The organism is Actinomadura sp. NAK00032, assembly GCF_013364275.1.
In the GTDB taxonomy this organism is placed as follows: domain Bacteria; phylum Actinomycetota; class Actinomycetes; order Streptosporangiales; family Streptosporangiaceae; genus Spirillospora.
The window spans coordinates 5660742-5685336 of sequence record NZ_CP054932.1 but is presented as its reverse complement, the minus strand read 5'-3'; the positions used below and the strand labels follow the sequence as shown (position 1 = coordinate 5685336).

At 73.3% G+C, this 24595-nt stretch carries 24 protein-coding genes; 15 read left to right on the top strand and 9 right to left on the bottom strand.

All coding sequences use genetic code 11. The features are described 5' to 3' along the window. Positions 1-75 precede the first annotated feature (75 nt). From HUT06_RS26550 to HUT06_RS26520, 7 genes are all read left to right on the top strand, one after another. Positions 76-1785 (top strand): MFS transporter, encoded by a 1710-nt coding sequence (locus tag HUT06_RS26550; protein ID WP_217711469.1) that lies wholly within the window; start codon positions 76-78, stop codon positions 1783-1785. 115 nt (positions 1786-1900) lie between these two features. Beyond that, positions 1901-2905, top strand: coding sequence for a LacI family DNA-binding transcriptional regulator (locus HUT06_RS26545; protein WP_176198196.1), 1005 nt, complete (start codon positions 1901-1903; stop codon positions 2903-2905). 32 nt (positions 2906-2937) lie between these two features. Further along, a complete protein-coding gene (locus HUT06_RS26540) occupies positions 2938-4158 on the top strand; it encodes an extracellular solute-binding protein (RefSeq protein WP_176198195.1) in 1221 nt (406 codons plus the stop codon). Further along, positions 4155-5366: an ABC transporter ATP-binding protein gene (locus HUT06_RS26535; protein WP_176198194.1), complete on the top strand. Its 1212-nt coding sequence runs from the start codon at positions 4155-4157 to the stop codon at positions 5364-5366. Before HUT06_RS26540 ends, HUT06_RS26535 begins: the two co-directional genes overlap by 4 nt. Then, the gene (locus tag HUT06_RS26530) at positions 5356-6288 is read left to right on the top strand and encodes an ABC transporter permease (RefSeq protein WP_176198193.1); all 933 of its coding nucleotides are present in this window, start codon (positions 5356-5358) and stop codon (positions 6286-6288) included. Before HUT06_RS26535 ends, HUT06_RS26530 begins: the two co-directional genes overlap by 11 nt. After that, entirely contained in the window at positions 6285-7154 is an 870-nt protein-coding gene (locus tag HUT06_RS26525; RefSeq protein WP_176198192.1) for an ABC transporter permease, read from the top strand. The genes HUT06_RS26530 and HUT06_RS26525 overlap by 4 nt, the downstream gene beginning before the upstream one ends. Positions 7155-7164: 10 nt before the next feature. Further along, entirely contained in the window at positions 7165-7920 is a 756-nt protein-coding gene (locus HUT06_RS26520) for an SDR family NAD(P)-dependent oxidoreductase (protein ID WP_176198191.1), read from the top strand. Positions 7921-7929: 9 nt separating this feature from the next. Here the strand turns inward: HUT06_RS26520 and HUT06_RS26515 are convergent, their stop codons facing one another. The 3 genes from HUT06_RS26515 to HUT06_RS26505 all read right to left on the bottom strand — a co-directional run bounded on the left by HUT06_RS26515 (position 7930) and on the right by HUT06_RS26505 (position 11132). Further along, a complete protein-coding gene (locus HUT06_RS26515; protein WP_176198190.1) occupies positions 7930-8937 on the bottom strand; it encodes a hypothetical protein in 1008 nt (335 codons plus the stop codon). Between the two features lie 144 nt (positions 8938-9081). Then, positions 9082-10206 (bottom strand): DUF2637 domain-containing protein, encoded by a 1125-nt coding sequence (locus HUT06_RS26510; RefSeq protein WP_176198189.1) that lies wholly within the window; start codon positions 10204-10206, stop codon positions 9082-9084. 221 nt (positions 10207-10427) lie between these two features. Further along, positions 10428-11132, bottom strand: a complete 705-nt coding sequence (locus tag HUT06_RS26505) for a dioxygenase (RefSeq protein WP_176198188.1) — start codon at positions 11130-11132, stop codon at positions 10428-10430. Positions 11133-11395: 263 nt separating this feature from the next. Between HUT06_RS26505 and HUT06_RS26500 the strand changes: the two genes are divergently transcribed. From HUT06_RS26500 to HUT06_RS26475, 6 genes are all read left to right on the top strand, one after another. Beyond that, entirely contained in the window at positions 11396-12382 is a 987-nt protein-coding gene (locus HUT06_RS26500; RefSeq protein WP_176198187.1) for a helix-turn-helix domain-containing protein, read from the top strand. Positions 12383-12493: 111 nt separating this feature from the next. Beyond that, positions 12494-12691: a hypothetical protein gene (locus HUT06_RS26495; protein ID WP_176198186.1), complete on the top strand. Its 198-nt coding sequence runs from the start codon at positions 12494-12496 to the stop codon at positions 12689-12691. Then, on the top strand, positions 12688-14016 hold the full coding sequence (locus HUT06_RS26490) for an erythromycin esterase family protein (protein WP_254715394.1): 1329 nt from the start codon (positions 12688-12690) through the stop codon (positions 14014-14016). Before HUT06_RS26495 ends, HUT06_RS26490 begins: the two co-directional genes overlap by 4 nt. Before the next feature lie 46 nt (positions 14017-14062). Next, positions 14063-14851: a DUF427 domain-containing protein gene (locus HUT06_RS26485; protein WP_176198185.1), complete on the top strand. Its 789-nt coding sequence runs from the start codon at positions 14063-14065 to the stop codon at positions 14849-14851. A 146-nt stretch (positions 14852-14997) separates the two neighbouring features. Continuing rightward, the gene (locus HUT06_RS26480; protein WP_254715393.1) at positions 14998-15702 is read left to right on the top strand and encodes a Crp/Fnr family transcriptional regulator; all 705 of its coding nucleotides are present in this window, start codon (positions 14998-15000) and stop codon (positions 15700-15702) included. Between the two features lie 38 nt (positions 15703-15740). After that, a complete protein-coding gene (locus tag HUT06_RS26475) occupies positions 15741-16331 on the top strand; it encodes a TetR/AcrR family transcriptional regulator (RefSeq protein WP_254715392.1) in 591 nt (196 codons plus the stop codon). Positions 16332-16353: 22 nt separating this feature from the next. Here the strand turns inward: HUT06_RS26475 and HUT06_RS26470 are convergent, their stop codons facing one another. From HUT06_RS26470 to HUT06_RS26460, 3 genes are all read right to left on the bottom strand, one after another. Further along, entirely contained in the window at positions 16354-18048 is a 1695-nt protein-coding gene (locus HUT06_RS26470) for a cytochrome bc complex cytochrome b subunit (RefSeq protein WP_368406991.1), read from the bottom strand. Positions 18049-18189: 141 nt separating this feature from the next. Then, on the bottom strand, positions 18190-18834 hold the full coding sequence (locus HUT06_RS26465; protein ID WP_176198184.1) for a hypothetical protein: 645 nt from the start codon (positions 18832-18834) through the stop codon (positions 18190-18192). Between the two features lie 211 nt (positions 18835-19045). Continuing rightward, on the bottom strand, positions 19046-20299 hold the full coding sequence (locus HUT06_RS26460; RefSeq protein ID WP_176198183.1) for a hypothetical protein: 1254 nt from the start codon (positions 20297-20299) through the stop codon (positions 19046-19048). 176 nt (positions 20300-20475) lie between these two features. On the opposite strand from HUT06_RS26460, the gene HUT06_RS26455 reads away from it, so the two are divergent. Then, on the top strand, positions 20476-21018 hold the full coding sequence (locus tag HUT06_RS26455) for a DoxX family protein (RefSeq protein ID WP_176198182.1): 543 nt from the start codon (positions 20476-20478) through the stop codon (positions 21016-21018). A gap of 139 nt (positions 21019-21157) precedes the next feature. On the opposite strand, the gene nrfD is transcribed toward HUT06_RS26455, so the two are convergent. Together nrfD and HUT06_RS26445 are read right to left on the bottom strand one after the other, a co-directional pair. Beyond that, a complete protein-coding gene (gene nrfD / locus HUT06_RS26450) occupies positions 21158-22210 on the bottom strand; it encodes an NrfD/PsrC family molybdoenzyme membrane anchor subunit (RefSeq protein ID WP_176198181.1) in 1053 nt (350 codons plus the stop codon). Further along, entirely contained in the window at positions 22207-23037 is an 831-nt protein-coding gene (locus tag HUT06_RS26445; RefSeq protein WP_254715801.1) for a 4Fe-4S dicluster domain-containing protein, read from the bottom strand. The genes nrfD and HUT06_RS26445 overlap by 4 nt, the downstream gene beginning before the upstream one ends. A gap of 199 nt (positions 23038-23236) precedes the next feature. Between HUT06_RS26445 and HUT06_RS26440 the strand changes: the two genes are divergently transcribed. Continuing rightward, positions 23237-23644 (top strand): PaaI family thioesterase, encoded by a 408-nt coding sequence (locus tag HUT06_RS26440; RefSeq protein WP_176198179.1) that lies wholly within the window; start codon positions 23237-23239, stop codon positions 23642-23644. A 24-nt stretch (positions 23645-23668) separates the two neighbouring features. On the opposite strand, the gene HUT06_RS26435 is transcribed toward HUT06_RS26440, so the two are convergent. Beyond that, positions 23669-24529: a PaaX family transcriptional regulator C-terminal domain-containing protein gene (locus HUT06_RS26435; protein WP_176198178.1), complete on the bottom strand. Its 861-nt coding sequence runs from the start codon at positions 24527-24529 to the stop codon at positions 23669-23671. Positions 24530-24595 lie beyond the last annotated feature (66 nt).

Genomic DNA, 24595 nt, shown 5'->3' with positions numbered 1-24595 from the left:
CTTTTTCGGACTGGCGAGGAATGTATGCCTATGATTAGTTAGCGGAGGAAACTACTTGACGGGGGTGGGGTCGGCGTGCCGTCCAAGCACTATCCGTGGATCGCGCTGAGCAACACGACGCTGGGCATGCTGCTGGCCACGGTCAACTCGTCGATCGTGATCATTTCGCTGCCGGCGATCTTCCGCGGCATCCATCTGAATCCGCTGGAGCCGGGCAATGTCAGCTATCTGCTGTGGATTCTGATGGGCTACATGCTCGTCTCGGCGGTGCTGGTGGTCACGCTCGGCCGGCTCGGCGACATGTTCGGGCGCGTGCGGATGTACAACGCGGGGTTCGCGGTGTTCACGGTCGGGACGCTCGTGCTGGCGCTCGATCCGCTGCACGGGAGCGCCGGGGCGCTGTGGCTGATCGGCTGGCGGGTGTTCCAGGGGATCGGCGGCGCCATGCTGATGGCGAACTCGGCGGCGATCCTCACCGACGCGTTCCCGGCGCACCGGCGCGGGATGGCGATGGGCGTCAACCAGGTCGCCGGGATCGCCGGGACGTTCATCGGGCTCGTGGCGGGCGGGCTGCTCAGCGAGATCAACTGGCGGCTGGTGTTCTTCGCCTCCGCGCCCATCGGGATCATCGGGACGGTCTGGGCCTACCGGAGCCTGGTCGAGACCGCGAAGAGGGCCGTCGCCGCGAGGATCGACTGGCTCGGCAACGTCACGTTCGCGGTCGGGCTGACCGGGCTGCTCGCCGCGATCACCTACGGCATCCAGCCCTACGGCGGGCACGACATGGGCTGGACGAACCCCTGGGTGCTCGCCGGGATCATCGGCGGGATCGCCGTGCTCGCGCTGTTCTGCTGGATCGAGACCAAGGTCGAGCAGCCGATGTTCCAGCTCGGCCTGTTCCGCATCCGGGCGTTCACGGCCGGGAACGCCGCCGGGCTGCTGGCCGCGATCTCGCGCGGCGGGATGCAGTTCATGTTGATCATCTGGCTGCAGGGCATCTGGCTGCCGCTGCACGGCTACGACTACGAGGACACCCCGCTGTGGGCGGGCATCTACCTGCTGCCGCTCACCGCCGGGTTCCTGGTGGCCGGGCCGATCTCCGGGCACCTGTCCGACCGGCACGGGGCGCGCGCGTTCGCCTCCGGCGGGCTGGTGCTGTCGGCGGCGGCGTTCGCCGGGCTGCTGCTGATCCCGACCGACTTCGGGTACGCCACGTTCGCGCTGCTGATCTTCCTGAACGGGGTCGGGTCCGGGCTGTTCGCCGCGCCCAACACCACGGCGATCATGAACTCGGTCCCGGCGGACCAGCGCGGGGTCGCCTCCGGCATGCGCGCCACGTTCATGAACGCCGGCATGGTGCTGTCGATCGGCGTGTTCTTCTCGCTGATGATCGCGGGCCTGTCCGACACGCTGCCGAAGACGCTGACGCAGGGGCTGACGCAGCACGGCGTCCCGGCCGGGCCCGCCGGGCGGGTCGGCGAGCTGCCGCCGGTCGGCACGCTGTTCGCGGCGTTCCTCGGCTACAACCCGATCCAGAACCTGCTCGCGCCGTTCCACGTGCTCGGCGGCCTGGCGCCGGACGACGTCGCCACCCTGACCGGACGCTCGTACTTCCCGCACCTGATCTCCGAGCCGTTCCACCACGGGCTCGTCATCGTGTTCAGCCTGGCGATCGCGATGTCGCTGGTCGCGGCGGTGGTGTCGCTGCTGCGCGGACGCCGCTACGTGCACGAGGACGCCGAGGGCGAGCCCGCGCTGCAGCGGGCCGGGCGGGACGCCGCCTAGCCGCGCCGGCACAGCCCCCGGCCGGTCCGGTCTCAGATCACGAGGCCGTTGCGGTCGGGGGCTTTTTCGCGCCCGCCATTGACACTGTTCCGCAAACGTTTTCATAATCTCCGCCATGAGCGCAGACGGAACCCGGGCCTCGATCCGGGCGGTGGCGAGCCTGGCGGGGGTGTCCCCCTCGACGGTCTCGCGCGCGCTGAACTCCCCGGAGCTCGTGAACGCCGAGACCCGGCGGCGCGTGCTCGAGTGCGCCGAGCGGCTCGGCTACCAGCCGAACCGCGCGGCGCAGTCGCTGGTCCTCGGGCGGACCCGCAATGTCGGGCTGATCGTCCCCGACATCGCCAACCCGTTCTTCGCCCCGTTCATCAAGGGCGTCGAGGCCTACTTCCGCGACACCGACTTCGCGGTGTTCCTGGCCGACACCGACGAGGACACGGCGACGGAGGTCCGGCTGGCCGAGGCCATGGTCGAGCGCGTGGACGGGCTGATCCTGTGCGCCCCCCGCATGTCCGGGACGCGGCTGCGCGCCGTCGCGGCCAAGACCAGCGTGGTGCTCGCCTACCGGACCAACCGCGGAGCTCCGGCCGTCCTGCCGGACTTCCAGCCCGGCCTGGAGCAGGCCGTCGCGCACGTCCACGCCCTCGGCCACCGCAGGTGCGCGTACCTGTCCGGCCCGGCCAACTCGTGGTCGAACCGGCAGCGCCGCAGGTTCCTCGGCGCGGCCTGCGCGGAACGCGGCATCGAGCTGGTGGACCTCGGCCCGTACGAGCCGCGGTTCACCGGCGGGTACCGGGCCGCGGACGAGGTGGTCGCGGCGGGCGTCACCGCCGCGTTCGGCTACAACGACCTGGTCGCGCTCGGGGTGCTGTCACGGCTCACCGAGCGCGGCGTGAAGGTGCCCGGTGATCTGAGCATCGTCGGGTTCGACGACATCCCGATGGCGTCGATGACCAATCCGCCCCTGACCACGGTGGCCATGCCCGTCAGCGCGCTGTCGCGGGCGGCGGCCGCCACCGTGCACACGACGCTCGACCCGGGGGCGCCGAAGGCGCCTCCCCTCCCGCCGGCCGCCGAGCTGGCGACCCGACTCCTCATCCGAGGCACCACCGGGCCGGTGTGAAACCCGGCCCAACCGCCAGGAGGACCCACCCCATGCGAACTCCTCGATCAGCCCTCCTCACCCTCGCGACCGCCGCTGGCCTGCTGCTGACCGCCTGCGGCGCGCCCAGCTCGGACGGCGGCTCCGCGTCCGAGCCGGCGGCCGGCGACGTCAAACTGCCGTCCGAGCCCGTCACCCTGAACATCATCGACGTCGCCGGGAACCTCCAGCTCACCCAGCAGATCTTCGAGAACTACAAGAAGGAGCACCCCAAGCTCGTCGGCAAGGTCACCTACACCAAGGCGACCGCGCCCGAGCTGGCCGGCAAGGTCAAGGCCCAGCAGGACGCCGGGCAGCTCGACATCGACCTCGTCCTGACCGGCACCGACGGGCTGTCCGCCGGGCTGGAGCAGGACCTGTGGGTCGATCTCGTCGGCAAGTACTCCGACAAGCTGCCCGACCTGAAGTCGCTGTACCTGGAGCCCGCGTCCAAGATGCAGGACCTCGCCCAGGGCAAGGGCGTCACCGTGACGTACTACCCGTCCGGCCCGCTGCTGGAGTACAACCCGAAGACCGTCCCGAACCCGCCGAAGACGGCCGACGAGCTGCTCGCCTGGGCCAAGGCGCACCCGAACAAGCTGGAGTACGCCCGCCCGTCCAACTCGGGTCCCGGGCGCACGTGGCTGATGGGCCTGCCCTACATCCTCAAGGACTCCGACCCCAAGGACCCGTCGAACGGCTGGGCCAAGACCTGGAAGTACCTGAAGGACCTCGACAAGTACATCGAGTACTACCCGACCGGCACGACGCAGACGATGAAGGAGCTGGGCGAGGGCACCCGCGACATCGTCCTCAGCACCACCGGCTGGGACATCAACCCGCGCGTCCTCGGCCAGGTGCCGAAGGACGTCAGGATCCAGGCACTCGAAGGCTTCACCTGGGTCACCGACGCGCACTACATGGTCGTCCCGAAGGGCGTCTCCGGCGAGAAGCTCGCCGTCCTGCTGGACATGATGAAGTTCGCCCTCCAGCCGCGGCAGCAGGCGATCACCTTCGACAAGGGCTACTTCTACCCCGGCCCCGCCGTGAAGGGCGTGACCCTCGACATGGCACCGGCCGAGAGCCGGAAGGCGATCGAGGAGTACGGCCGGAGCGAGTACGACAAGCTCATCGCCGACAACCCGAAGGCGCCGCCGCTGGACGCCAAGGCCCTCGTCGCCGCGTTCGACCGCTGGGACCGCGAGATCGGCGGCCAGAAGGTCAAGAAGTCATGACGGCCGAGAGCGCCACGGAGAGCGCGGTGAAGAGCGCGGTGGCGGGCGACGCGCGGGCCGCGTTCGGGCGGCTGCGGCTGGACGGGGTCACCCGGCGGTTCGGGAAGGCGACGGCGCTCAGCGGCTTCGACCTGCGGATCGAGGGCGGCGAGTTCATCGCGCTGCTCGGCCCGTCCGGGTGCGGGAAGTCGACCGCGCTGAACTGCCTGGCCGGGCTGCTGCCCCTCTCGGACGGCGCGATCTGGCTGGACGAGGCGCGCATCGACACCCTCCCGCCGGAGAAGCGCGGGTTCGGGATGGTGTTCCAGAACTACGCGCTGTTCCCGCACCTGTCGGTCCGCAAGAACGTCGCGTTCGGGCTGTCGGTCCGGCGGGTCGGGAAGGCGGAGACGGCCCGCCGGGTGGACGAGGCGCTGCGCACGGTCGAGCTGACCGAGCACGCCGACAAGCTGCCCGGCCAGTTGTCCGGCGGCCAGCAGCAGCGGGTGGCGATCGCCCGCGCGATCGTGCTGCGGCCGAAGCTGGTGCTGATGGACGAGCCGCTGTCCAACCTGGACGCCAAGCTGCGCGTGCAGATGCGCACCGAGATCCGCCGCATCCACCAGACGCTCGGCCTGACCACCGTGTACGTCACGCACGACCAGGAGGAGGCGCTCGCGCTCGCCGACCGGGTCGTGGTGCTGCGGCACGGGAAGGTCGAGCAGATCGGCACCCCGGAGGAGGTCTACACCTACCCGGCCAGCACCTACATCGCCGGGTTCATGGGCTACCGGAACCTGCTGGAGCTGCCCGTCCTGTCGTCGGGCGACGGGACGGTGACGCTCGGGGAGGAGGGCGGACTCACCCTCACCGGGGTCGGGCGGCAGCCGCTCACGGGGGGACGGGCGGTCGCGGCCGTCCGGCCCGAGGACTTCACGGTCGCCGGGGACGGCCCCGGCGGGGAATCCACTGGGGACGCCGCCGGCGCGGGGAACCGCGTGCGCGTCCGGGTCGAGGTGTCGGAGTTCCACGGGCGCGAGGTCGCGGCCGAGGGCGTCACCGATGACGGGCGGGTCGTCCACTTCACGTCCCCGGAGCGGATCGCGCCGGGGGAGCGGGTGGCGCTGACCGTCCCGCCGGAGCGGGTGCTGGTGTTCGGCGAGAGCGTGCGGGAGGCCGCCGAGGCGCTCGACGAGCCCGCGGAGACGGGGGCCGGCGATGGCGGTTGAGGCTCCCGCCCGGCCCGCGGCGCCGGCGCCCGGGCGCGGCCGCGGCGGACTGCGGCACCGGCTCGCCGAACGCGGCGTCGACCGGGTGCTGCTCCTGCTGGTGCCCGCCGTGCTCATCATCGGGCTGCTGTTCCTCTACCCGATGCTGTACGGGGTGAGCCTGTCCCTGCAGCCGAAGAACGGCGGCGGCCCGCTGCGCAACTACGCCGACTTCTTCCAGGACTCCTACCAGCGCGGCACCGTGTGGAAGACGCTGAAGCTGGCGCTGCCCGCCGCGCTGATCAACGTCGGCGCGTCCGTGCCGATCGCCTACCGGCTGCGCGGCCGGTTCCGCGGGCGGCGGGTGCTGACGGCGCTGCTCGTCCTGCCGGTGACGCTCGGCACGGTGCTGGTCGCGGACGGCCTGCTCCGCTACCTCGGCCCCAAGGGCTGGTTCAACCGGGTCCTGCTCGACCTCGGCCTCGTGGACGAGCCCGTCCGGCTCATCTACAACTACTGGGGCGTGCTGTTCTCGCTGATCATCACCGGTTTCCCGTTCGCGTTCCTGCTGGTGCTGTCGTACATGTCGGGGATCGACCCGACGCTGGAGCGGGCCGCGGCCACGCTCGGCGCCGGGCCCTGGCAGCGGATGCGGCGGATCGTCCTGCCGCTGCTGGCACCCGGCCTCGCGACCACGTTCGTGCTGGCGTTCGTGCTGGCGTTCTCGGTGTTCCCGTCCGCGAACCTCGTCGGCGAACCCGCCGGGGAGACGCGGGTGATGGCGATCGCGGCGTACCAGGCGGCGTTCGAGAAGTACGACTACTCGATGGCCTCGGCCATCGCCGTGCTGATGGGCGTGTTCGAGCTGCTCGTCATCTCGGTCACGCTGCTGCTGCGCGGCCGCCTCTACACCGGCCCCGCGATGGGAGGTAAGGGATCATGACCGCCGTCTCGCGCCCCGCCGGGCTGCCCCGCGTGCGCCTGCCGAAGGGCCGGCTGAGCGGCTGGCTCGTCTGGATCAGCGTCGTGTTCTTCCTGGTCAACCTGTTCGCGCTGATCCTGTCGGTGGTCGTCAACTCGTTCGGGACCAGGTGGTTCGCCGGCTGGCTGCCGCAGGGCTTCACCGGCGCGTGGTACTCCGACGCGTGGTCGGAGTTCGCGCTCGGCGACGTCCTCACGGTCACGCTGGAGATCACGCTGATCGTGGTGGCGCTGGCGCTGCTCATCGGCGTCCCTGCCGGGTACGCGCTCGCACGCCGCGACTTCCCCGGCAAGCGGATCGTGATGTTCCTGCTGCTGCTCCCGGTGCTGCTGCCGCCGATCACCTACGGGATCCCGCTCGCGACCGTCCTGTACAAGGTGCACCTGGCCGGGACGATGACGGGCGTCGTCGCGGCGAACCTCGTCCCGGCGCTGCCGTTCGTCGTGCTCGTGATGACGCCGTTCGTGGAGCAGATCGACGCGAACGTGGAGTCGGCGGCGCGGATGTGCGGGGCCCGGACCCGGCAGGTGTTCACCCGGGTGCTGGTGCCGCTGCTGCTGCCGGGCATCCTCGCCGCCGGGATCCTGGTGCTGGTCCGCACCGTCGCCATGTTCGAGCTGACGTTCCTGGTGGCGGACGCCGACAGCCAGACCCTGATCGTCGCGCTCTACAGCGCCGCGTTCACGCCCGGCATCCGCGCGGCGCAGGCCATCGACGCGATGGCCGTGATCTACATGGCGCTGTCCGCGGTGCTGCTGATCGTCGCGCTGATGTTCGTCAACCCGACACAGATCGTCGCCCAGGTGAGGGAGGCTCCGGCCGAATGAGGGCTGTCATATGAGCACTGTCACGTTCGACTTCACGGGGGAGCGGGTGCTGGTGACCGGCGCCGCGGGGCTGATCGGCCGCGCGCTGGTGCACCGCTTCGCGGACGCGGGCGCCGAGGTGCTCGCCGTCGACGTGGACGCCGACGGCCTCAAGGTCTTCGACGCCGTCGCGCGGGTGGCGACGCTGCCCGGCGACCTCGCCCGCGAGGACGTCGCCGACGCCGTCTTCGCGCGGCTCGCCCGGGACGGCGGGCTGGACGTCCTCGTCAACAATGCCGCGATGACCGAGCTGCGCACCCCGTTCATCGACATCGAGGCGGACGTGTGGGACGCGGTCGTCGCCGCGAACCTGCGCTCGGCGTACCTGCTGTCGGTGCGGGCCGTCCGGCACTGGCGGGACGCGGGGCGCGGCGGCGCGATCGTCAGCATGTCGTCGCCGGGCGGGTCCCGCGCCCACGACGACCAGAGCGCCTACGACGTGACGAAGGCGGGCATCGAGGCGCTGAGCCGGGCGATCGCCGTGGAGCTCGGCGGGCTCGGCATCCGCGCGAACTGCATCGCCCCGGCCAGCGTCGTCGGGGAGGTCCGGCCCGCCACCGACATCCCGGCGGGCCGCACCACCGCGCCGGAGGAGGTCGCGGACGCGGCGCTGTACCTGGCGTCCCCGGCGGCGGCGCAGCTCAACGGGCACGTCCTGCGTGTGGACGGCGGCCTGCACGCCCGCCTGCGCACCGACCCGTCCCAGGAGCAGCAGCGCGACGTCTAGCGTGGACCTCTAACGCTGCGCCGGGGTGGTGCGGCACGGCGCCGGCGGTGACTCGGAGACCGCCGGCGCCGGCGTCGGCGTCCGCCCCGGACGGTGCGTGGGCAGGCCGGGGCCGGTGCGGCGCGTGTTGTGGGCCTTCATGACCGACCGCAGGTCGGGGAGCCCGCCGCGGCCGTCGGCGTCGGACAGCGCCGGACACGCCCAGGCGTCCTGGCGGCCCCACGAGTAGCTGATGTCGAACGCGGGCCGCGGGACGAGCCGCTCCCACCGGCCGAGGATGGACCGGAGCTGCCGCTCGCTCGGCAGCCGCCAGTTCCGCTCCCCGTCGTTGCAGGACTGCCCGAACGTCTGGAACACCGGCACGACCATGCGGCGCGGGAACCCGGCGCGGGCGGCCTGCGCGACCATGGCGTCGATCGCGCCGAGGTCGCAGCGCGGGGCGTCCGCCCGGCACGGGTAGGGGTCGAGGCCGATGAGGTCGAGATGGGTCTCGGACGGCTTGAGCGGGCGCATCGGCCAGTCGGTCAGCGACGCGAACGCCCGCTGGCCGGGCGCGTACCGGTGGACGATGTCGGCCCGCTGCCGGATCTTGGCGGCGATGTCGGGGCATTCGTCCGGGTTCGGCTCGTCGGACAGGTACCACCCGTAGACGCGCTCGTTCCCGGCGAACCGCTTCACCGTCTCGGTGAACGCGGAGGCGCTCTCCTGCTGGAAGCCCCCGCAGGTGGTGTTGCCCACCCACAGCAGGGCCCGGCCGCCGGCGGGGAGCGAGGCGATGTCGCCCTCGTCCGGGTCGACGTCGAACAGGGTGTAGCCGAGGGCCGCCGCCTCGGCGCGGTCGCGGGCCGGCATGTTCAGCGCCAGGTGCAGCGTGCCGCCCTTCGGGGGCGGGGCCTGGGCGGCGGCCGGACGGGCGGCGGCGCCGCCCGGCGAGGGGGCGACCAGGTATCCGGTGACGGCCCCGCCGAGCGCGGCGGCGAGGGCCACGGCGGCGAGCTGCGTCCACATCGGCTTCATCGGCTCTCCCGGCGTCGCAGGTCTCCCCAGCGTCGCACGGACGGAGCGTGATCACGCCGATACGCCGGGACCGGCCGCCCGCAATCAGGGGGACGGCCGGTCCGGAACGGCGATGGGGGGGTGAGATCCCCCCGGGGAGTCGTGTCAGACCCGCCAGGACTGGACGAGCGCGTCCAGTGTGGCCTGGTCGTAGACGATCCCCTGCGAGGTCAGCTCCTCGGCGACGAGCTCTCCGTCGCCGTGGTGCTTGGCCAGCAGCCGGTACACCGCGTACGGGAACCAGTGGTTGTCGCTGATCCGCTGGATCTCGGCCTCGTCGCAGACGTAGCCCTCGGCCCTGACCTCGGCGAGCGTCGCGGCGACGTCGCCGTGCCGCCGTTCGAGGATGTCGATGACGACCGAGCGCAGGTTCTCCGGGGAGGGCGCGTGCGGCGCGGCCGCCTCGGTCGCCGTGCCGTAGGAGCTGCGCCCGTTCAGGCTCCCGGCGGAGGCGGCGGCGCTGACGACGGCCAGCGCCGGCTCGGGCTCCGGGGCGGGGGCCGGCGTCTCCGCGACCGGCGCGGGCGCCGGGGCGGCGGCGGGGGCGGGCTCGCTCGGCGCCGCCTTGGGGGCCGGGGCGTCCGCCTTGGCCGGGGCGGCCTCGGCCGCGGGCGCGGCGGACGTGCCGGACTCCAGGGCCTTGCCGGAGTGGCCGGGCACCTGGATCTGCGCGAACGGGCCGGTGGTCCGCAGCGGCATCAGCGTGATCTGGTTCAGCGTGACGGGGCCGGCGATGGCGCGCGGCTGCGGCTCCGGAGCCTTCGGGGGCTCGTCCTCCTCGATCTTCTGCGACACGTACCGGTGCAGGGTCCGCAGCAGGACGAACAGGCCGAGCATCGACACGATCGGCGGGACGGCGGCCGTCGCCTGGTAGGAGAAGGTCTTGTGGCCGACGTGGCCCACGTTGAAGATGAGGCTGGCCGTCCAGCCGGCGAGGGCGATGGTGAGCGGCAGGCAGAAGTCGAGCCAGCTCATGATGGCGCGGCGCTTTATCACGAAGGCGTCGATGGCCAGCAGGAAGAGCCCGAGCTCTCCGACGATGATGAAGAGGTCGACCAGCAGGGGGAACGATTCGGCCTTCCAGCCCCGCAGGCCGTGTTCCAGAGCCCAGTGGTAGAGACCGGCATAGGACTGGGCGAAGCCACCGGCGGTGGCGGTCAGGACCGCGGCCGCCATGAAGGCGATGGCCCCCCACCGTGTGATGACCTGTGCCCGGTTGGCAGCGCTCATGCGGCGTATGCTCCCAGAGTTTTTTACCAGACCAAGAGTGATCGCCTGGGAGACTATCCATTCCTTTGGCGTTTCGTGGCCGATTCACGTTACGGCTCGGTCGCATTCCGGGAGGTTCTGGGCGCAATGCGGCAAACGAGCGGGCGTGAACGGGTGCGAGCGGGCGGGCGTCCCCGCCGGGGCGCGCCGGTGCCCCGGCGGGGACGTGATCCGCGGGCCGGCTACGGCACCTGCAGCACGAAGTCGAACGTCGCGGTGCGCCCGGTGGGGCCGGTCTGGACGTTCATCAGCAGCTCGGGGTCGAACAGCATGTCGGAGGAGTTCCGGGGCTCGTTCGGGAAGTAGAGCTGCGTCGTCAGGATCCGCTGGTACGGGGCCTGGACCTTGACGTGGATGTGCCGGGTGCGGCCGGGGTAGAGGCCGGGCACGATCGTTGTCAGGGTGAATCGTCCCATTGTGTCCGTGTATTGATGTCCGCGTAGCGTATAGCCGTAGTTGTCGTAATTCCCGTAGTAGTCGGCCTGCCAGAAGTCGAGCAGCGCGCGGCCCACCGGGCGGCACGACAGGGAGTAGACGATCCCGGTCACGGTGAGCGGCGTGCCGGGCATCCCGGGCGTCACGATCGACGAGCGCTCCGGCGAGCCGGGCTTGAAGTAGGGGCCCTCCATCTGCGGCGGGGTCGGGTCGTCGTCGCCGTCGTCGCACTTCGGCGTCGGGGTGAGCCGCGGCGGTCCGGTCCTGGCCTGCGCGGGCGCCGCCGCCGCGACGGAGACGGCGGCCGGCAGCGCCATGGCGCCGAGGCCCGCGGCGACGATGAAGTTCTTGCGGCTGATGCCGTCCTGCGGGGTGTCCGCGGGGCCGGTCTCGTGGCCGGCCGGGGCGGCGGCCTCAGGGGTGGTGCTGCGGTCCTGCTCGTCCTCTGGCATGGGGGGTTCCTCTCGGGGGTCGGTCCGGGATCGTCCGGCTGGCGGGGGCTCCCTGGGAGTGCGGACGCGGTGGGTGCGGTGCGTCCGCGATATGTATAAGCCGGTCAGGGGCGGCCGGTCTTGTCGGTGCGTGCCCGGCCGTTGGCGGCGAGTGCCAAAGCCCGCCGCGAGCGTCGTGCTGACTCGCTCATTGACCTTCCTGACGGGGCGTAGAAGCCTGGCGGGTGGCGTCCGAGACCCCGCCCGCCGACCGGAGGAGCGTCATGCCCACGCTCGTTGACACCTCGGACCTCCCTGCCCGCGACCAGGCCGACTACTGGCGGCACCTGGTCAGCTCGGCCTTCGGGCCGTTCCACGTCCGGCCCGCGCGGCCCGGCGGGTTCGCCGCCCGGCTGTCCGCCCGCGCGCTCGGCCCGGTCGAGGCCGGCGACGTGGACGCGCCCGCGCACGCGGTGCGCCGCGGCGCCCGGCAGATCGCCCGCGACACCCGCGAGTGCTACAAGCTCGGCCTCGTCCTGCGCGGTTCGTGCGTGCTGCGGCAGAACGGCCGCTGCGCCGAGGTCGGGGTCGGGGACGTGGTGTTCTACGACCTGACCCGGCCGGTGGAGATCGTGTTCGGCGCCCACCGCATCTTCACCGTCGTGATCCCGCACAGCGCCGTGCCGCTCCCGCCGGAGCGGCTGGCCGCGTTCGGCGGCAGGCTGCTCGGCGGCGCCGGCCGGACCGGGCGGCTCGCCTCGTCCTTCCTCGGCGCCCTCGCCGAGGACGGCGCCGAGGCCGCCGGCATCGGCGCCGGCGCCGGGGACGAGCCCTACGCCCACCACCTCGGCGGCGCGATCGTCGAGCTGGTCGCCGGCGCGGCCGGCGAGTGGCTGGGGGCGCCGCCCGCCGCGTCCCCGCAGAGCGCGGAGATGCTGCGCGCGATCCAGGAGTGGATCGAGGCGCGGCTGCACGACCCGGCGCTGTGCCCGGCCGCGATCGCCGCCGCGCACCACGTCTCGGTCCGGCAGCTGTACCGGGTGTTCCGGCCGGCCGGGACGACCGTCGCCCGCTACGTCCGCGCCCGGCGGCTGGAGAACTGCCGCCGCGAGCTGGGCGACCCGTTCCTCGGCACGCAGCGGATCGGCGCGATCGCGAACCGCTGGGGCCTGCCCGACGCGGCCGCGTTCAGCCGCGCGTTCCGCGCCGCCTACGGCGAGACCCCGAGCGCCTACCGGGCGCGCGCCACCGGCCTGCAGCGCGACGACTAGCGCCGCGGCGCCCCGCAATGTTGCCCAAAATGCCCCGTTTGTCTGCATTGATTCCGGGATCGGGGGAACGCGGGGAGGACGACGAGAAACGGGGGACGGGGGGACGGCGCCATGCCACGACCGGGAAGCCACAAGTACGACGCCGAGCGGCGCAGGCTCCGCAAGGAGCTGGAGGACCAGGGCATCGCCAGCGACCAGGAGGCCGGCGAGCGCGCCAACCGGCTGCTCCAGCTGGACGAGCACCACCGGCCCCGCCGCGCCACCGAGCGCGGCGCCGGGCCGAAGGGGGAGCGGAGGGGATCGCGGTGAGCCCCGCGATGAACCACGACGCGGCCGACGCCGGGGACGTCCAAGGGGCGGCGCTTCCGCTGGAGTACGAGGAGGACCTCGATCCGCTCATGGACCGGATCGGGGACGCGCGCTGCGTGCTGATCGGCGAGGCCAGCCACGGCACCCACGAGTACTACGCGTGGCGGGCCGCGCTGACCCGGCGGCTGATCTCCGAGCGCGGGTTCTCGTTCGTCGCGGTCGAGGGCGACTACCCGGACTGCCGCCGGGTCGGCCGCAGCGTGACGCTGGCGCCGGGCGCGCCCGCCGACCCGCGCGACGTCCTGGACGCCTACGAGCGCTGGCCGACGTGGATGTGGGCCAACGAGGAGACCGCCAAGTTCTGCCGCTGGCTGCGTGGCCACAACGCGGACCTGCCGCCGGACGACCGCGCCGGATTCTACGGCCTGGACGTCTACAGCCTGTGGGAGTCGCTGCGCGCCGTCGTCGACCACCTGGCCGAGCACCGCCCGGAGTACCTCGGCACGGCGCTGGAGGCCTACCGCTGCTTCGAACCGCACGGCGAGGACCCGCAGGCCTACGGCTGGAACACCGCGCTCGTCCCGGACGGGTGCGCCGACGAGGTCCTCGCACTGCTCACCCGGCTGCGCACGCCCGCCGGGGCGGCGGGGGACGGCGACCCGGCGGAGCGGTTCGACGCGCGGCAGAACGCCGAGGTGGCGGCGGGCGCCGAGCGGTACTACCGCGCCATGATCGGCGGCGGGCCGGAGTCGTGGAACGTCCGGGACGTCCACATGGCCGACACCCTCGACCGGCTCCTGGAGTTCCACGGGGCGCGGCGCGGCGGGGGCAAGGCCGTCGTGTGGGCGCACAACACCCATGTCGGCGACGCGCGGGCGACGGACATGGCGGGCGCGGGGATGGTCAACCTCGGCCAGCTGGCCCGGGAGCGGCACGGCCGGGACGACGTCGTCGTGATCGGCTTCGCGGGCGGGCCCGGGGACGTGGTCGCCGCGCCGCGCTGGGGCGGCCCGATGGAGGTCATGCGCGTCCCGCCGCCGGCGCACGGGTCGCTGGAGGACGCCCTGGCCGGGTCGGAGCTGCACCGCGGGATGTTCATCGTGCCGCCCGAGCCGGACAAGCCGCCCTTCCTCACCCGGACGCTCGGGCACCGCGCGATCGGCGTCGTGTACGACCCGGACCGCGACCCGCGCCAGTACGTCCCGACCCGGCTCGCCGACCGCTACGACGCGCTCTGCTGGTTCCGGATCACCTCCGCCCTCGAGCCGCTGCACGCGGAGGCGGCGCGCCGTGGTGAACTGGAGACGATGCCCAGCGGGGTGTGAGCCGGCGCCGGGTGAGCCGGCGCGACGTGAGTAAGAGGAGTCGTCCATGTCCTTGACGATGCGGCCGGGACCGCTCGCGGGTTCGCCCGGCGACGAGGTCAACTTCACCATCGACGGGCCGAAGCACCGGCTGTTCATGCACCGGTTCCCGCGCCGCGTCCACGCCTGGTTCGCGGGGGAGGTCGTCCTCGACACCGAGCGCGGCGGGTTCCTGCACGAGACCGGCCTGCTGCCCGTCCTGTACGTCCCCGAGGAGGACGTGCGGACCGACCTGCTGGTGAGGACCGACCACACGACGCACTGCCCGTTCAAGGGCGACGCCGCGTACTGGACGATCCGCGCCGGCGGGCGCGAGGCCGAGAACGCGGTGTGGGCGTATCCGGAGCCGAACGGCGAGACGCCGTGGCTGCGCGGCCTGATGGCCTTCTACTGGGAGCCGATGGACGCCTGGTACGACGAGGACGAGGAGGTCCACGGCCACCTGCGCGACCCCTTCCACCGGGTCGACGCGCGGCGCGCGCGCCGCCACGTGCGGGTGCTGCGGGACGGGGAGGTCGTCGCGGAGACCGAGCACCCGATCGTGCTGTCGGAGACCGGGCTGCCGAACCGGTACTACATCCCGGCCGAGGACGTCCGCCGCGAGCTGCTGACCCGCAGCCGGAAGCGGACCGTCTGCCCGTACAAGGGCGAGGCGACGTACTGGTCCCTGGAGGGCGCCGGGGACGCGGCCTGGTCGTACGAGGAGCCGCTGGAGGACGCCGCCAAGATCGCGGGCTACCTGAGCTTCGACCACGAGGCCCTGACGATCGAGTCCGAGCCGCCGCCCGGCGCCTGACCGAACCGCGCTTCCGGGTTCTCGCGGTGCCCAAGGCGGTGCCGCCCGGTTTACAGTGCCAGTGACCGTGGGCAGTGACCGGGGCAAGCATCGCGGCGGACGGGCACGCCGGTGAGCGAGTGCGCGGCAGGCAAGGAGACGGGCTGTTGTCAGGGTACGGGGCGTCCTCCCCTCGACCGGGTTTCTGGGCCGCGCTCAACCCCGCGCAACGGTCGGCCCTGCGCGAGGCCGCGCGCCCCCGGCAGTACCCGGTCAAGGCGCCGCTGGTCTACCAGGGCGACGAGTCCGACCATGTGATCGTCATCGAGCGCGGCTGGGCGAAGGTCACCTCGTCCACCGCCGACGGCCACGACGTGGTGCTGGCCGTGCGCGGCCCCGGCGACCTCATCGCCGAGAGCGCGGTGCTCGGCGGCCGGCCGCGCGCCGCGACCGTCACCGCGCTGTCGCCGATCCGCGCGCTGGTGGTGCCCGCCGCCCGCTTCACCGGGTTCCTCGACGAGCACCCGGACGTGTGGATGCTGGTCACCGGCACCTTCGTGCAGCGGATGGACGACTCCGACCGGCGGCTCACCGCGCACGTCGCGAGCCGCGGCCCGCAGCGCCTCGCCGCGCTGCTGACGCATCTCGCGGAGCTGTCGGCCCACCACGCCCCGCCCGCGCCGGACGGGTCGATCGAGATCGGCCCGCCGCTGTCGCAGGAGGAGCTCGGCAGCTGGATGGACGCGTCCCGGGAGACCGTCGCGCGCGCCCTCAACGGCCTGCGCCGCCAGGGGCTGATCCGCACCGGCTGGCGCCGGATCACCGTGGTCGACCTGCCAGGCCTCCGCGAGTTCGCCAAGGAGGAGGACTGACGCGGGGGACAAGCGGCACGGGCTCTAGGATCTCCGGCGTGAGCGGCGACGGGTACCACCACGGGGATCTGCGGCGGACGGTCATGGCCGCCGCCGTCGCGGCGATCGCCGAGTCGGGCCCGGCCGGGTGGAGCCTGCGCGAGCTGGCCCGCCGCGCGGGGGTGTCGCACGCCGCGCCCGCGCACCACTTCGGCGACAAGACGGGCCTGCTGACCGCCGTCGCCGCCGAGGGGTACGGGCTGTTCGCGGACGCCCTCGAAGCGGCCGGCGACGACCTGCACGCGGTCGGGCTGGCCTACGTCCGCTTCGCCGTCGAGCACCGGGCGCACTTCGAGGTGATGTTCAGCCCCGGCCTCTACCGCGCCGGCGACCCGGCGGTGGCCGCCGCCCGCGACCGGGCGGGCCGGGTGCTCGCCGCGAGCGTCCGGGCCGGCGGGCCGGACGCCGCGCCCGGCGACGGGGACGGGGACGGAGGCCGGGACGGGGACGACCGGACGCGGGGCATCGCGGCCTGGTCCATCGTGCACGGCTTCGCGCACCTGTGGCTGAGCGGCGCGCTCCCGCCCGAGCTCGGCGACGACCCGGTGGCCGCCGCCGCGCCCGTGATCGCGCACCTGTTCCGTCTGTGAGCGCGGCCCCGCCGTCCCGCCGTCAGTGCCGCGAGGCGGCCTCGTCAACGGCCCGCCGGTCGCCGTCGCCGCTGCCGCCGCCGTGACCGTCGCCGTTGCCGGAGGCCGGCTCGGGGCTGCGTTCGGGGACGACGGCCAGGTCGGCCCTGAACCGGCGGTTGAGCGCGGCGCGCAGCCGGCCCCGCGCGGTGCGGCCGCGCGGGCTGTCGATCCCGTCCACCGGCGGCGGGACGTCCAGGTCGACGGCGACCGCCGGGCGCGGGTCGGTGATCGCGGCGATCGCCTCGTCCGGCAGCGGCCGCTCCACCTCGCTGTACCCGCCGTCCGGCGACCGCCGGATGATGCCGGTCTCCAGCCCGTGCCGGGCCAGGCCGAGGTCGCGGCGCTGCAGGCCGACGCAGATCCGGTAGGCGACGATGTAGCCGATCACCGGGCCGAGGACGATCAGGCCGCGGAAGAACCAGGTCGTCCAGAACAGCGAGACGTGGAACCGGTCGGCGAGGATGTCGTTGCCGCCCGCGAGCCACAGCGCACCGTAGAAGACGACCCCGGCGACGCCGATGCCGGTCCGCGGCGGGACGTCGCGCGGCCGGTCCAGCAGGTGGTGGATCCGGTCGTCGCCGGTCACCCAGCGTTCCAGGAACGGGTAGACGGCGAGGCCCGTGAACAGCACCCCCGGCACCACGAGCGCGGGGACGAGCACGTTGAGCGCCACCGTGTGGCCCCAGGCGGTGATCTCCCACGCCGGCATGATGCGCAGCGCGCCCTCCAGCCAGCCCATGTACCAGTCGGGCTGCGAGCCGGAGCTGATCGCGCCCGGATCGTACGGCCCGAACAGCCAGATCGGGTTGATCTGGACGAACGCCGCCAGCAGCGTCGTCACGCCCAGCAGCCACAGGAAGAACGCGCTGGTCTTGGCGATGAACACCGGGAAGAACGGGTAGCCGCGGACGGTGCTGTTCGAGCTGCCCTTGCCGGGGAACTGGGTGTGCGTCTGCCGCCAGGTCAGCACGACGGCGTGCAGCGGGATGAGCGCGGCGAGCAGGCCCGGGATCAGCAGCACGTGGATGACGTACAGGCGGGGGATGATGTCGGTTCCGGGGAACTCCCCGCCGAACAGGAACATCACCGCGTACGACCCGACGAGCGGGATGGAGGCGGTGACGCCCTCGACGATGCGCAGGCCGGTGCCCGACAGCAGGTCGTCCGGCAGCGTGTAGCCGAACAGCCCGTTGAACATGACGAGCACGAGCATGACGACGCCGATCAGCCAGTTCAGCTCGCGCGGCTTGCGGAACGCCCCCGTGAAGAAGTTCCGCAGCATGTGCACGAGGATCGCGGCCATGAACAGCAGCGTCGCCCAGTGGTGCAGCTGCCGCACGAGCAGCCCGCCCCGCACGTCGAAGCTGATGTTGAGCGTCGAGGCGTACGCCTCGCTCATCTCCACGCCGCGCAGCTTCGTGTAGGAGCCGTTGTAGACGACCTCCTGCATGCTCGGCTTGTAGAACAGCGTCAGGTACACGCCCGTGAGCAGGATGATCACGAACGAGTACATCGCGATCTCGCCGAGCAGGAAGCTCCAGTGGTCCGGAAACGCCTTGCGCAGCGCCCTGCGCGCGAAGCCGGTGGTGCCGAGCCGATCGTCCAGGGCCCGGGCCGAGCGGTCCACTGCCCTGCCCCGGGACTGGGGCGTCGTCGTCCCCGCCATCGTGAGCATCCCTCCGTCGCACGTCCGCGGATGTTCCGCATCTGCGAATAAGACGGAGATTCGATGGGGAATGTGACATGCCTGGATGTGCGCCGCGTCACAGCGCGGCCCGTGCCGCCGACCGTGCCGGTGCCCCCGTCGCCCGGGCCGTCAGCAGGCGGGAACGGCCAGGTGGGTGCGCCGCTGGTAGCGCGGCCGCCAGGTGGTCCTGTAGGCGAGCCGGATCGGCGGCGGCAGCAGGCGCAGCACCGCGCGGCGGGTGGCGTCGGGAGCGTCGTCCAGCAGCCAGGGCAGGAACACCCCGAGGCCGCGGACGCCCAGCTCGCGGCGGAGCTCGACGTCGTAGGTGCCCCACTCGTAGGGCGTGAGCGTCTCCTGGATCAGCGGCAGGACGTCGGACTCCTTGAAGTCCAGCAGGGCGCCGAGGCGCGTGCGGAGGTCGCCCGCGCACTGGGCGAACGTGCGGTGGTCGTGGTGCTCCAGCGCGGCGTCCACCCCGTCGATCAGCGGGACGACCCGCAGCGTCCGCAGCGCCAGGTCGTCGAGGACGGCGGAGACGCGCCCGAGCCGGCCGGGGGAGCGGACACCGGCGTCCTTGGCGTACATGACCGTCCACAGGGCGCGCTTTTCCGCGTTGTCCTGGAGCCGCCAGTGGCGGGCGAACAGCGACCAGCTGTTCGTCACGGCCGGGCCGGCCGGTCCGGACGCGGCCTCCAGGCGGGCCGCGTCGCGGCGGAACGCGTCGTCCACGGCGTACAGCATCGTCAGGTCGTACTTCCTCGCCACGCCTTCCATGCCGCCTCCTCGACCTCCGCACCGGTGCCGTCGCACGGACAGCCGTCGCACAGATAGACGTGCCGGACGCCTCCGAACGTGACGCGATCTGGAGTCTGACCCTTGTGACCTGCCCCACGCCGGGCGATCTATGCGGTTCGGTGAGGGACGCGGAGGAGCGGCGGCCGGGCCGGACGGCGGGGCGCCATCGCCGTCCGGCCCGGCGGGCCCGTCAGGTCACCGGGTTGTCGACCAGGTAGACCTCGGGGGACGGGGCGCCGCACGTCGCGGGGACGGTGCCGGTGCCGCCGTCGAAGGTGAAGTCGGCCGCGGCGGACCCGAGCCGCACCGCGACGCTCGTCGCGCCGGGGGCGGGGGTGAACGGCCCGGCGGTCAGCGTGCCGTCGCTCGGCAGCGGCACGGTGATCTGCCGGTCCCGGACGAGCGGCGTCGGCGGGATGGCGACGCCGCCCGCCGGGATGACGTTCTGCGTCGCCGGAGTGCCGCCGTCCACCTCCAGGTTGAGCGTCCTGACCGTGCCGGACGCCGAGCGGTGGCCCTTGCCGATGAGCCGGTTCACGGTCTCCGCCGGGATGACCAGCGCGCCGCTCGCCTCGGTGAAGGAGAACGAGCCGCCCTTCTTCGCCACCAGCGGGATGTGCGCGCCGACGGCGATGCCGACGTTGACCGGCTCACCGCCGAGCGTGCACGCGTACGGGGCGTTGATGATGCCGACCAGCTCGTTCGAGGCGGGTTCGGGGAAGTTCAGCGGCGCCCCGGTGATCTTCGCGGGCGGCTGCCCCGGCGCGCCCCCGACGCCGATCGTCAGCAGCGCGTTGCCGGCGGACGGCTTGCAGTCGGCCTTGATCGGCAGGGTGAACCCGGCCTGCGACTTCAGGTCCACCTCGGCGACCGCGTGGTCGAAGGCCAGCGTGACCTTGCCGGCGTCCGGCGCCTTGTACGGGCCGACGTCGAACGTCCCGGTGAGGGGCAGCCCCACCGTCAGCGGTCTGCCCGCCTCGATCGCGATGTCCTTGATCTCGAACGGCTCGCCCTCCGCGATGTTGATCGCGGACGGGGTGGAGTCGCTCGCGCCGATGGTGAGGTCGGTGACCCGCGCGTCCGCCTTGTCGATCCCGAGGATGGGCGCGAGCGAGGTCAGCCAGGACGGGAACGTGATGCTGCCCGACCCCTGCGTGAGCCAGAACTCCTGGCCCGGCCCGAGCTGCACGGGCGCCACGCCCTGCACGTCCACGTCCGTCGGCAGGTAGAACACCGGCAGCCCGGCGAGGGAGATCGTGCAGCCGATGGGCAGCTTGAACCGGCCGGTGTCCACGCCGACCGCCGGGACGTCCCGCGGCGGGAGGGCGTGCGCGGCGGGCGCCTGCACGAGCGAGAGCACGACCGCGGCGGCGCCGGCGGCGGCCGCGAGCCCGCGCCGCGGCCGGCCGCCGGAGCCGGGTCTCCCGGCGTTTCCGAGTCTCATGGGGCTTCCCTTCAGGAGTTCGGGGCCTGTACTGATGGGTGCCGACATGGTGAACCGGGCGGCCCGGGGCGAGATACGGACGGCGATGAGGAAAGCCGTCATCGGGGTTGGCAACGGCACATACAAAGCGCAGATCGTCTGTACGGTGCGGGAACGGCGGATGGGAAGGGCCATAAATGGCTGTTGAGGCGGTTGGCGGCGACATCGCGGCGCTGGTGCTGCGGGTCTCCGTGGGCGGCACACTGCTCGCGCACGGCTGGAACCACGCGTTCGGCGGCGGGAAGATCGAGGGCACGGCGGGCTGGTTCGAGTCCATGGGGCTGCGGCCGGGCCGCCTGCACGCGCTGATGGCGACCGGCACCGAACTGGGCGCCGGGATCCTGCTGATCCTCGGCCTGCTCACGCCGCTGGCCGCCGCCGGGGCGGTCGGCACGATGGCGGTCGCGTTCATCACCGCGCACCTGCGCAACGGCTTCTTCATCTTCCGCCCCGGGCAGGGCTACGAGTACGTCCTGATGATCATCATGGTGGCGTGCGCGGCCGGCGCGCTCGGCGGCGGCGCGGTGTCCCTGGACCGCGCGCTCGGCGTCGACGGCGACCTGTCCGGCTGGACGGGCCTGGCGGTCACCGCGCTCGCCGGCGGCATCGGCGCCGCGCTGCTGCTGGCGGTCTTCTGGCGCCCGGCCAAGGAACCGGCCGGGGAGGCCGCCGCGGAGTGAGCCGGCCGAGAGCGCGGCCGGGCCTCCGCACCCGAGGAGGCCGGCCGCGCCCTGCGGGGGCGGCTATCTCCAGGTGTCGTTCACGGTGGGCGGTGACGACACCGTCCTGGCGTCCGACTGGATCGCCACCGCGCCGGTGTCAGGTGCGGGCCTCCGCCTCGCGCGCGTTCACGCGTTCCCGCTGGGGGACCACGGTGTACTTGGGGTCCCGTGCCGACTGCATGCCGGCGTGGAAGATGCCGAAGCGCGTGCAGGTCGAACCCGCCAGCAGCGCCGTCCCGCAGAGGGCCGCCGCCGCGCGGCTGCGCCCGCCGAGCAGGACGGCGCCGGCGGTGCCCGCGCCCGAGAGGATCTCGCCCGCGCGCATGAACCGGCCGGCCTTGCCCTGCTTGTACGGCTCGGCGGCCAGTCCGGCGCGGTGCTCCAGCGTCTTCGCCGCGGCCAGCTCCAGGACGCCGCCGAGCAGCGCGGCCGTGCGCATCGGTCCCGTCTCGCGGACGGGCGCCGCCGCCAGCGCCATGCCCGCCGCGGCCGACATGGCCGACCCGGTGAACACGAACGGCATCTCCCGCCGCCCCTCGTGCCAGGCCGGCACCGCCGTGTCGCAGATCAGCACGGCGGTGTAGGTGGTGACGGCCGGGCCGAGCGCGGCGGCCGCGCCGGTGGCGGCCGCGCCGAGGCGGGGGAACAGGCCGGTCGCGTCCAGGACGGCGGCGGCTCCCGCGGCGGGCCCGTACCCGGCCAGGATCCAGGAGCCCATGCTCATCGGCGAGGTCGGCTTCATGACCCGCAGCATGTTGGCGAACCGCGCGGGCCGTCCGAGGTCGTGGATCAGCGCCGCCGTGGACCCGGTGATGGCGGCCAGCGAGGAGATCTTCAGCGCCCGCGCCGCGACCGGGCGCCCGGTGAGCTGCGCGCCCGCCGCCAGCACCGACCCGGCGCCCGCCAGCCCGCCGAGGAACAGGTAGGCGGCCACGTCGGACGCCTTCCAGGTCGGGGCCTTCAGCACCGGCCTGCCGTAGTAGGAGGTGAACTCGGCCTCCGGCACCATCGCCTTCTCGCCGCGCCCGCCGCGCCTGCCGCGCCGCCCGCGCCCGCCGCCGCCCCGGCCCGGCAGGCCCTTGCCGACCAGTGCCTCCCGGTCCGGCCGCGCACCGTGCACGCCGTCCTTGCGCACCTCCGACTCGCTCATCGCGCCCCTCCCTCGCGGCCGTGCGCGGCGAAGACGGCGGCGAGGCCGCCGAGCATGGCGGCTGCGGCCACCCCGGCGTGCCGCCACATGGACGGCATGTCCCGCGTGGTGACGACCGGGTCCGGTGGGAGCCCGTACACCTCCGGTTCGTCCAGCAGCAGGAAGAACGCGCCGTCGCCGCCGACGCCGTCGTCCGGGTCGTGGCCGTAGAGCCGGGCGTCCTCGACGCCGATGCCGTGCAGCTGCTCGACCCGCAGCGCGGCCCGCTCGCGCAGCTCGTCCAGCGGCCCGTACTGGATCGAGTCGGTCGGGCACGCCTTCGCGCAGGCCGGCTCCAGCCCGCCGCCGATCCGGTCGTAGCACAGCGTGCACTTCCAGACCCGCCCGTCCTCCTTGCGCTGGTCGATGACCCCGTACGGGCAGGCGGGCACGCAGTAGCCGCAGCCGTTGCAGATGTCCTCCTGGACGACGACCGTGCCGAACTCCGTGCGGAACAGCGAACCGGTCGGGCAGACGTCCAGGCACGCGGCGTGCGTGCAGTGCTTGCACACGTCGGACGCCATCAGCCAGCGCATGTCCGTGCCGCCGCCGTCCGACGCGGCGCCCGGGGAGCCGCCGTGGTCGGTGCCCGGCTCGGCCTGCCCGATCGGCTTGCTCTGCTCGATGAACGCGACGTGCCGCCAGGTGTCGGCGCCGAGCTGCTGGGTGTTGTCGTAGGACATGCCGGTGAACTCCAGGCCGTCCTCGGGCACGGAGTTCCACTCCTTGCAGGCCACCTCGCACGCCTTGCAGCCGATGCACACGGACGTGTCGGTGAAGAAGCCCATCCGGGGCGGGGGGGCGGTGTAGCCGGCGTCCGCCGCGACCTCCGGCTCGGCTCCGGCGAGCAGGTTCCGTCCCACCAAGCCGCTCATCCCAGCCTCCCATCCGTGCCGCCGACCCTTCTCCGACTTCCCGGCGAAACGGCTCCTACACACCCCGTCCCGTCCGTTGACGCGGATTTCGGCGCATCGATAGCGTCAGGGGATGACCGCCGAGTTCACCGGTTACGCCGGCCCCCTGGACCAGACGCTCGGGCTGCTGGTGACCGAGGCCTCCGAGCAGGAGGTCGTGGCCGAGCTGGAGGTCACCGACAAGCTCATGCAGGCGTACGGGATCGTGCACGGCGGCGTGTACTGCGCGATCACCGAGACGGTGTGCAGCATGGGCGCGGCCCTCACCGTCGGGCTCGACCAGCAGGTCGTCGGGGTCAGCAACCACACGCGGTTCATCCGCGCCGTGCGCGGCGGGCGGCTGACGGCGCGGGCCCGCCCGGTCGACCGGGTCGGCGACCACGTCACCTGGCAGTCGACGATCAGCGACGAGCGCGGCCGCGTCGTCGCCGAGGGCACCGTGAACCTGCTGCGGCTCTCCCCGCCCGCCCCGCCCGCCTAGCCCGGCGGGCCCGCGGGGCCCGGCTCACTCGCCGGACATCGCCTTCCACTGCCGGTCGGCGGCGGGACGCCAGGCGTCGTGGCGCTCGTGGAAGAGCGCGAACGCCTGCGAGCCGCTCCAGTCGTCCGGCAGCAGCTCCGCCGGGAGCGCCGGGTCGAGGAACGGGAACCGCCGCCACTCCTGGACGAGCCTCGCGTGCGCGGCGAACGTGCCCGGCTCGTCGGCGGGGCGCAGCGCGCGGACGGCGTCGAGGAAGTCCTCGTAGGCGAGCTCGATCTCGTCGAGGTCCCAGGCTTGGCGGGCCACGCGGCGCGCCTCCGCCAGGTCGCCGAGAGAGCCGGTGAACAGCGTGGAGGTGTCGGCGACGCCGATCTCGGCGAGGACGCCGCGCACCTCGGGCCCGCGCTCGGGGTGCGGGCTCACCCACACGCCGGGGGACAGGTTGCCGAGCCCGCTCCAGGCGAGCCGGGTGCGCAGCAGGTGCCGGAGCCGGCGGCTGGTCTCCGGGACGGTGGCGAGGACCAGCAGCCACCGCCCGTCCCACGGGCCGACCGGGCCGCCGAACCCGTAGATCCGCTCGGTGCCGTCGGTCAGCAGCCGCTCGCCGGCCGGGGTGAGCCGCCAGGCGGTGCGGCGGCCGCGGCGCTCCCCGGCGAGCCAGCCCTCGGCGGCGCTGCGCGCGAGCGCCTGCCGGACGGCCTTCTCCTCCACGCCGAGCAGCCCGAGCGCGCGCAGGAACGACGCCGTCCAGACCGGCTCGCCGCCGGGCAGGACGAACTCGCCGAGCACCGTCAGCAGCAGCGACCGGGCGCTCGCCGCGCCCAGCTCGCGCCGCCGCCGGAACTCGGGCCGGGGCGGCGCCGCGTCCCCGCCGGATCGGGCCATGTGCTTCTCCTTCCGAGCCCTTCAGGGGCGCGGCGGTCCGTGGAACGCTGTCCAGTATCGCGCCAG

Excerpts from the sequence above, each read along its gene's own strand:
- HUT06_RS26530 (WP_176198193.1), top strand. The coding sequence starts at position 5,356 with ATGGCGGTTGAGGCTCCCGCCCGGCCCGCGGCGCCGGCGCCCGGGCGC.
- HUT06_RS26440 (WP_176198179.1), top strand. The coding sequence starts at position 23,237 with ATGACCGCCGAGTTCACCGGTTACGCCGGCCCCCTGGACCAGACGCTC.
- HUT06_RS26505 (WP_176198188.1), bottom strand. The coding sequence starts at position 11,132 with ATGCCAGAGGACGAGCAGGACCGCAGCACCACCCCTGAGGCCGCCGCC.
- HUT06_RS26465 (WP_176198184.1), bottom strand. The coding sequence starts at position 18,834 with ATGGAAGGCGTGGCGAGGAAGTACGACCTGACGATGCTGTACGCCGTG.
- HUT06_RS26495 (WP_176198186.1), top strand. The coding sequence starts at position 12,494 with ATGCCACGACCGGGAAGCCACAAGTACGACGCCGAGCGGCGCAGGCTC.
- HUT06_RS26545 (WP_176198196.1), top strand. The coding sequence starts at position 1,901 with ATGAGCGCAGACGGAACCCGGGCCTCGATCCGGGCGGTGGCGAGCCTG.
- HUT06_RS26460 (WP_176198183.1), bottom strand. The coding sequence starts at position 20,299 with ATGAGACTCGGAAACGCCGGGAGACCCGGCTCCGGCGGCCGGCCGCGG.
- HUT06_RS26520 (WP_176198191.1), top strand. The coding sequence starts at position 7,165 with ATGAGCACTGTCACGTTCGACTTCACGGGGGAGCGGGTGCTGGTGACC.
- HUT06_RS26525 (WP_176198192.1), top strand. The coding sequence starts at position 6,285 with ATGACCGCCGTCTCGCGCCCCGCCGGGCTGCCCCGCGTGCGCCTGCCG.
- nrfD (WP_176198181.1), bottom strand. The coding sequence starts at position 22,210 with ATGAGCGAGTCGGAGGTGCGCAAGGACGGCGTGCACGGTGCGCGGCCG.
- HUT06_RS26455 (WP_176198182.1), top strand. The coding sequence starts at position 20,476 with ATGGCTGTTGAGGCGGTTGGCGGCGACATCGCGGCGCTGGTGCTGCGG.
- HUT06_RS26435 (WP_176198178.1), bottom strand. The coding sequence starts at position 24,529 with ATGGCCCGATCCGGCGGGGACGCGGCGCCGCCCCGGCCCGAGTTCCGG.
- HUT06_RS26470 (WP_368406991.1), bottom strand. The coding sequence starts at position 18,048 with ATGCTCACGATGGCGGGGACGACGACGCCCCAGTCCCGGGGCAGGGCA.
- HUT06_RS26445 (WP_254715801.1), bottom strand. The coding sequence starts at position 23,037 with ATGGGCTTCTTCACCGACACGTCCGTGTGCATCGGCTGCAAGGCGTGC.
- HUT06_RS26485 (WP_176198185.1), top strand. The coding sequence starts at position 14,063 with ATGTCCTTGACGATGCGGCCGGGACCGCTCGCGGGTTCGCCCGGCGAC.
- HUT06_RS26540 (WP_176198195.1), top strand. The coding sequence starts at position 2,938 with ATGCGAACTCCTCGATCAGCCCTCCTCACCCTCGCGACCGCCGCTGGC.
- HUT06_RS26500 (WP_176198187.1), top strand. The coding sequence starts at position 11,396 with ATGCCCACGCTCGTTGACACCTCGGACCTCCCTGCCCGCGACCAGGCC.
- HUT06_RS26535 (WP_176198194.1), top strand. The coding sequence starts at position 4,155 with ATGACGGCCGAGAGCGCCACGGAGAGCGCGGTGAAGAGCGCGGTGGCG.
- HUT06_RS26510 (WP_176198189.1), bottom strand. The coding sequence starts at position 10,206 with ATGAGCGCTGCCAACCGGGCACAGGTCATCACACGGTGGGGGGCCATC.
- HUT06_RS26515 (WP_176198190.1), bottom strand. The coding sequence starts at position 8,937 with ATGAAGCCGATGTGGACGCAGCTCGCCGCCGTGGCCCTCGCCGCCGCG.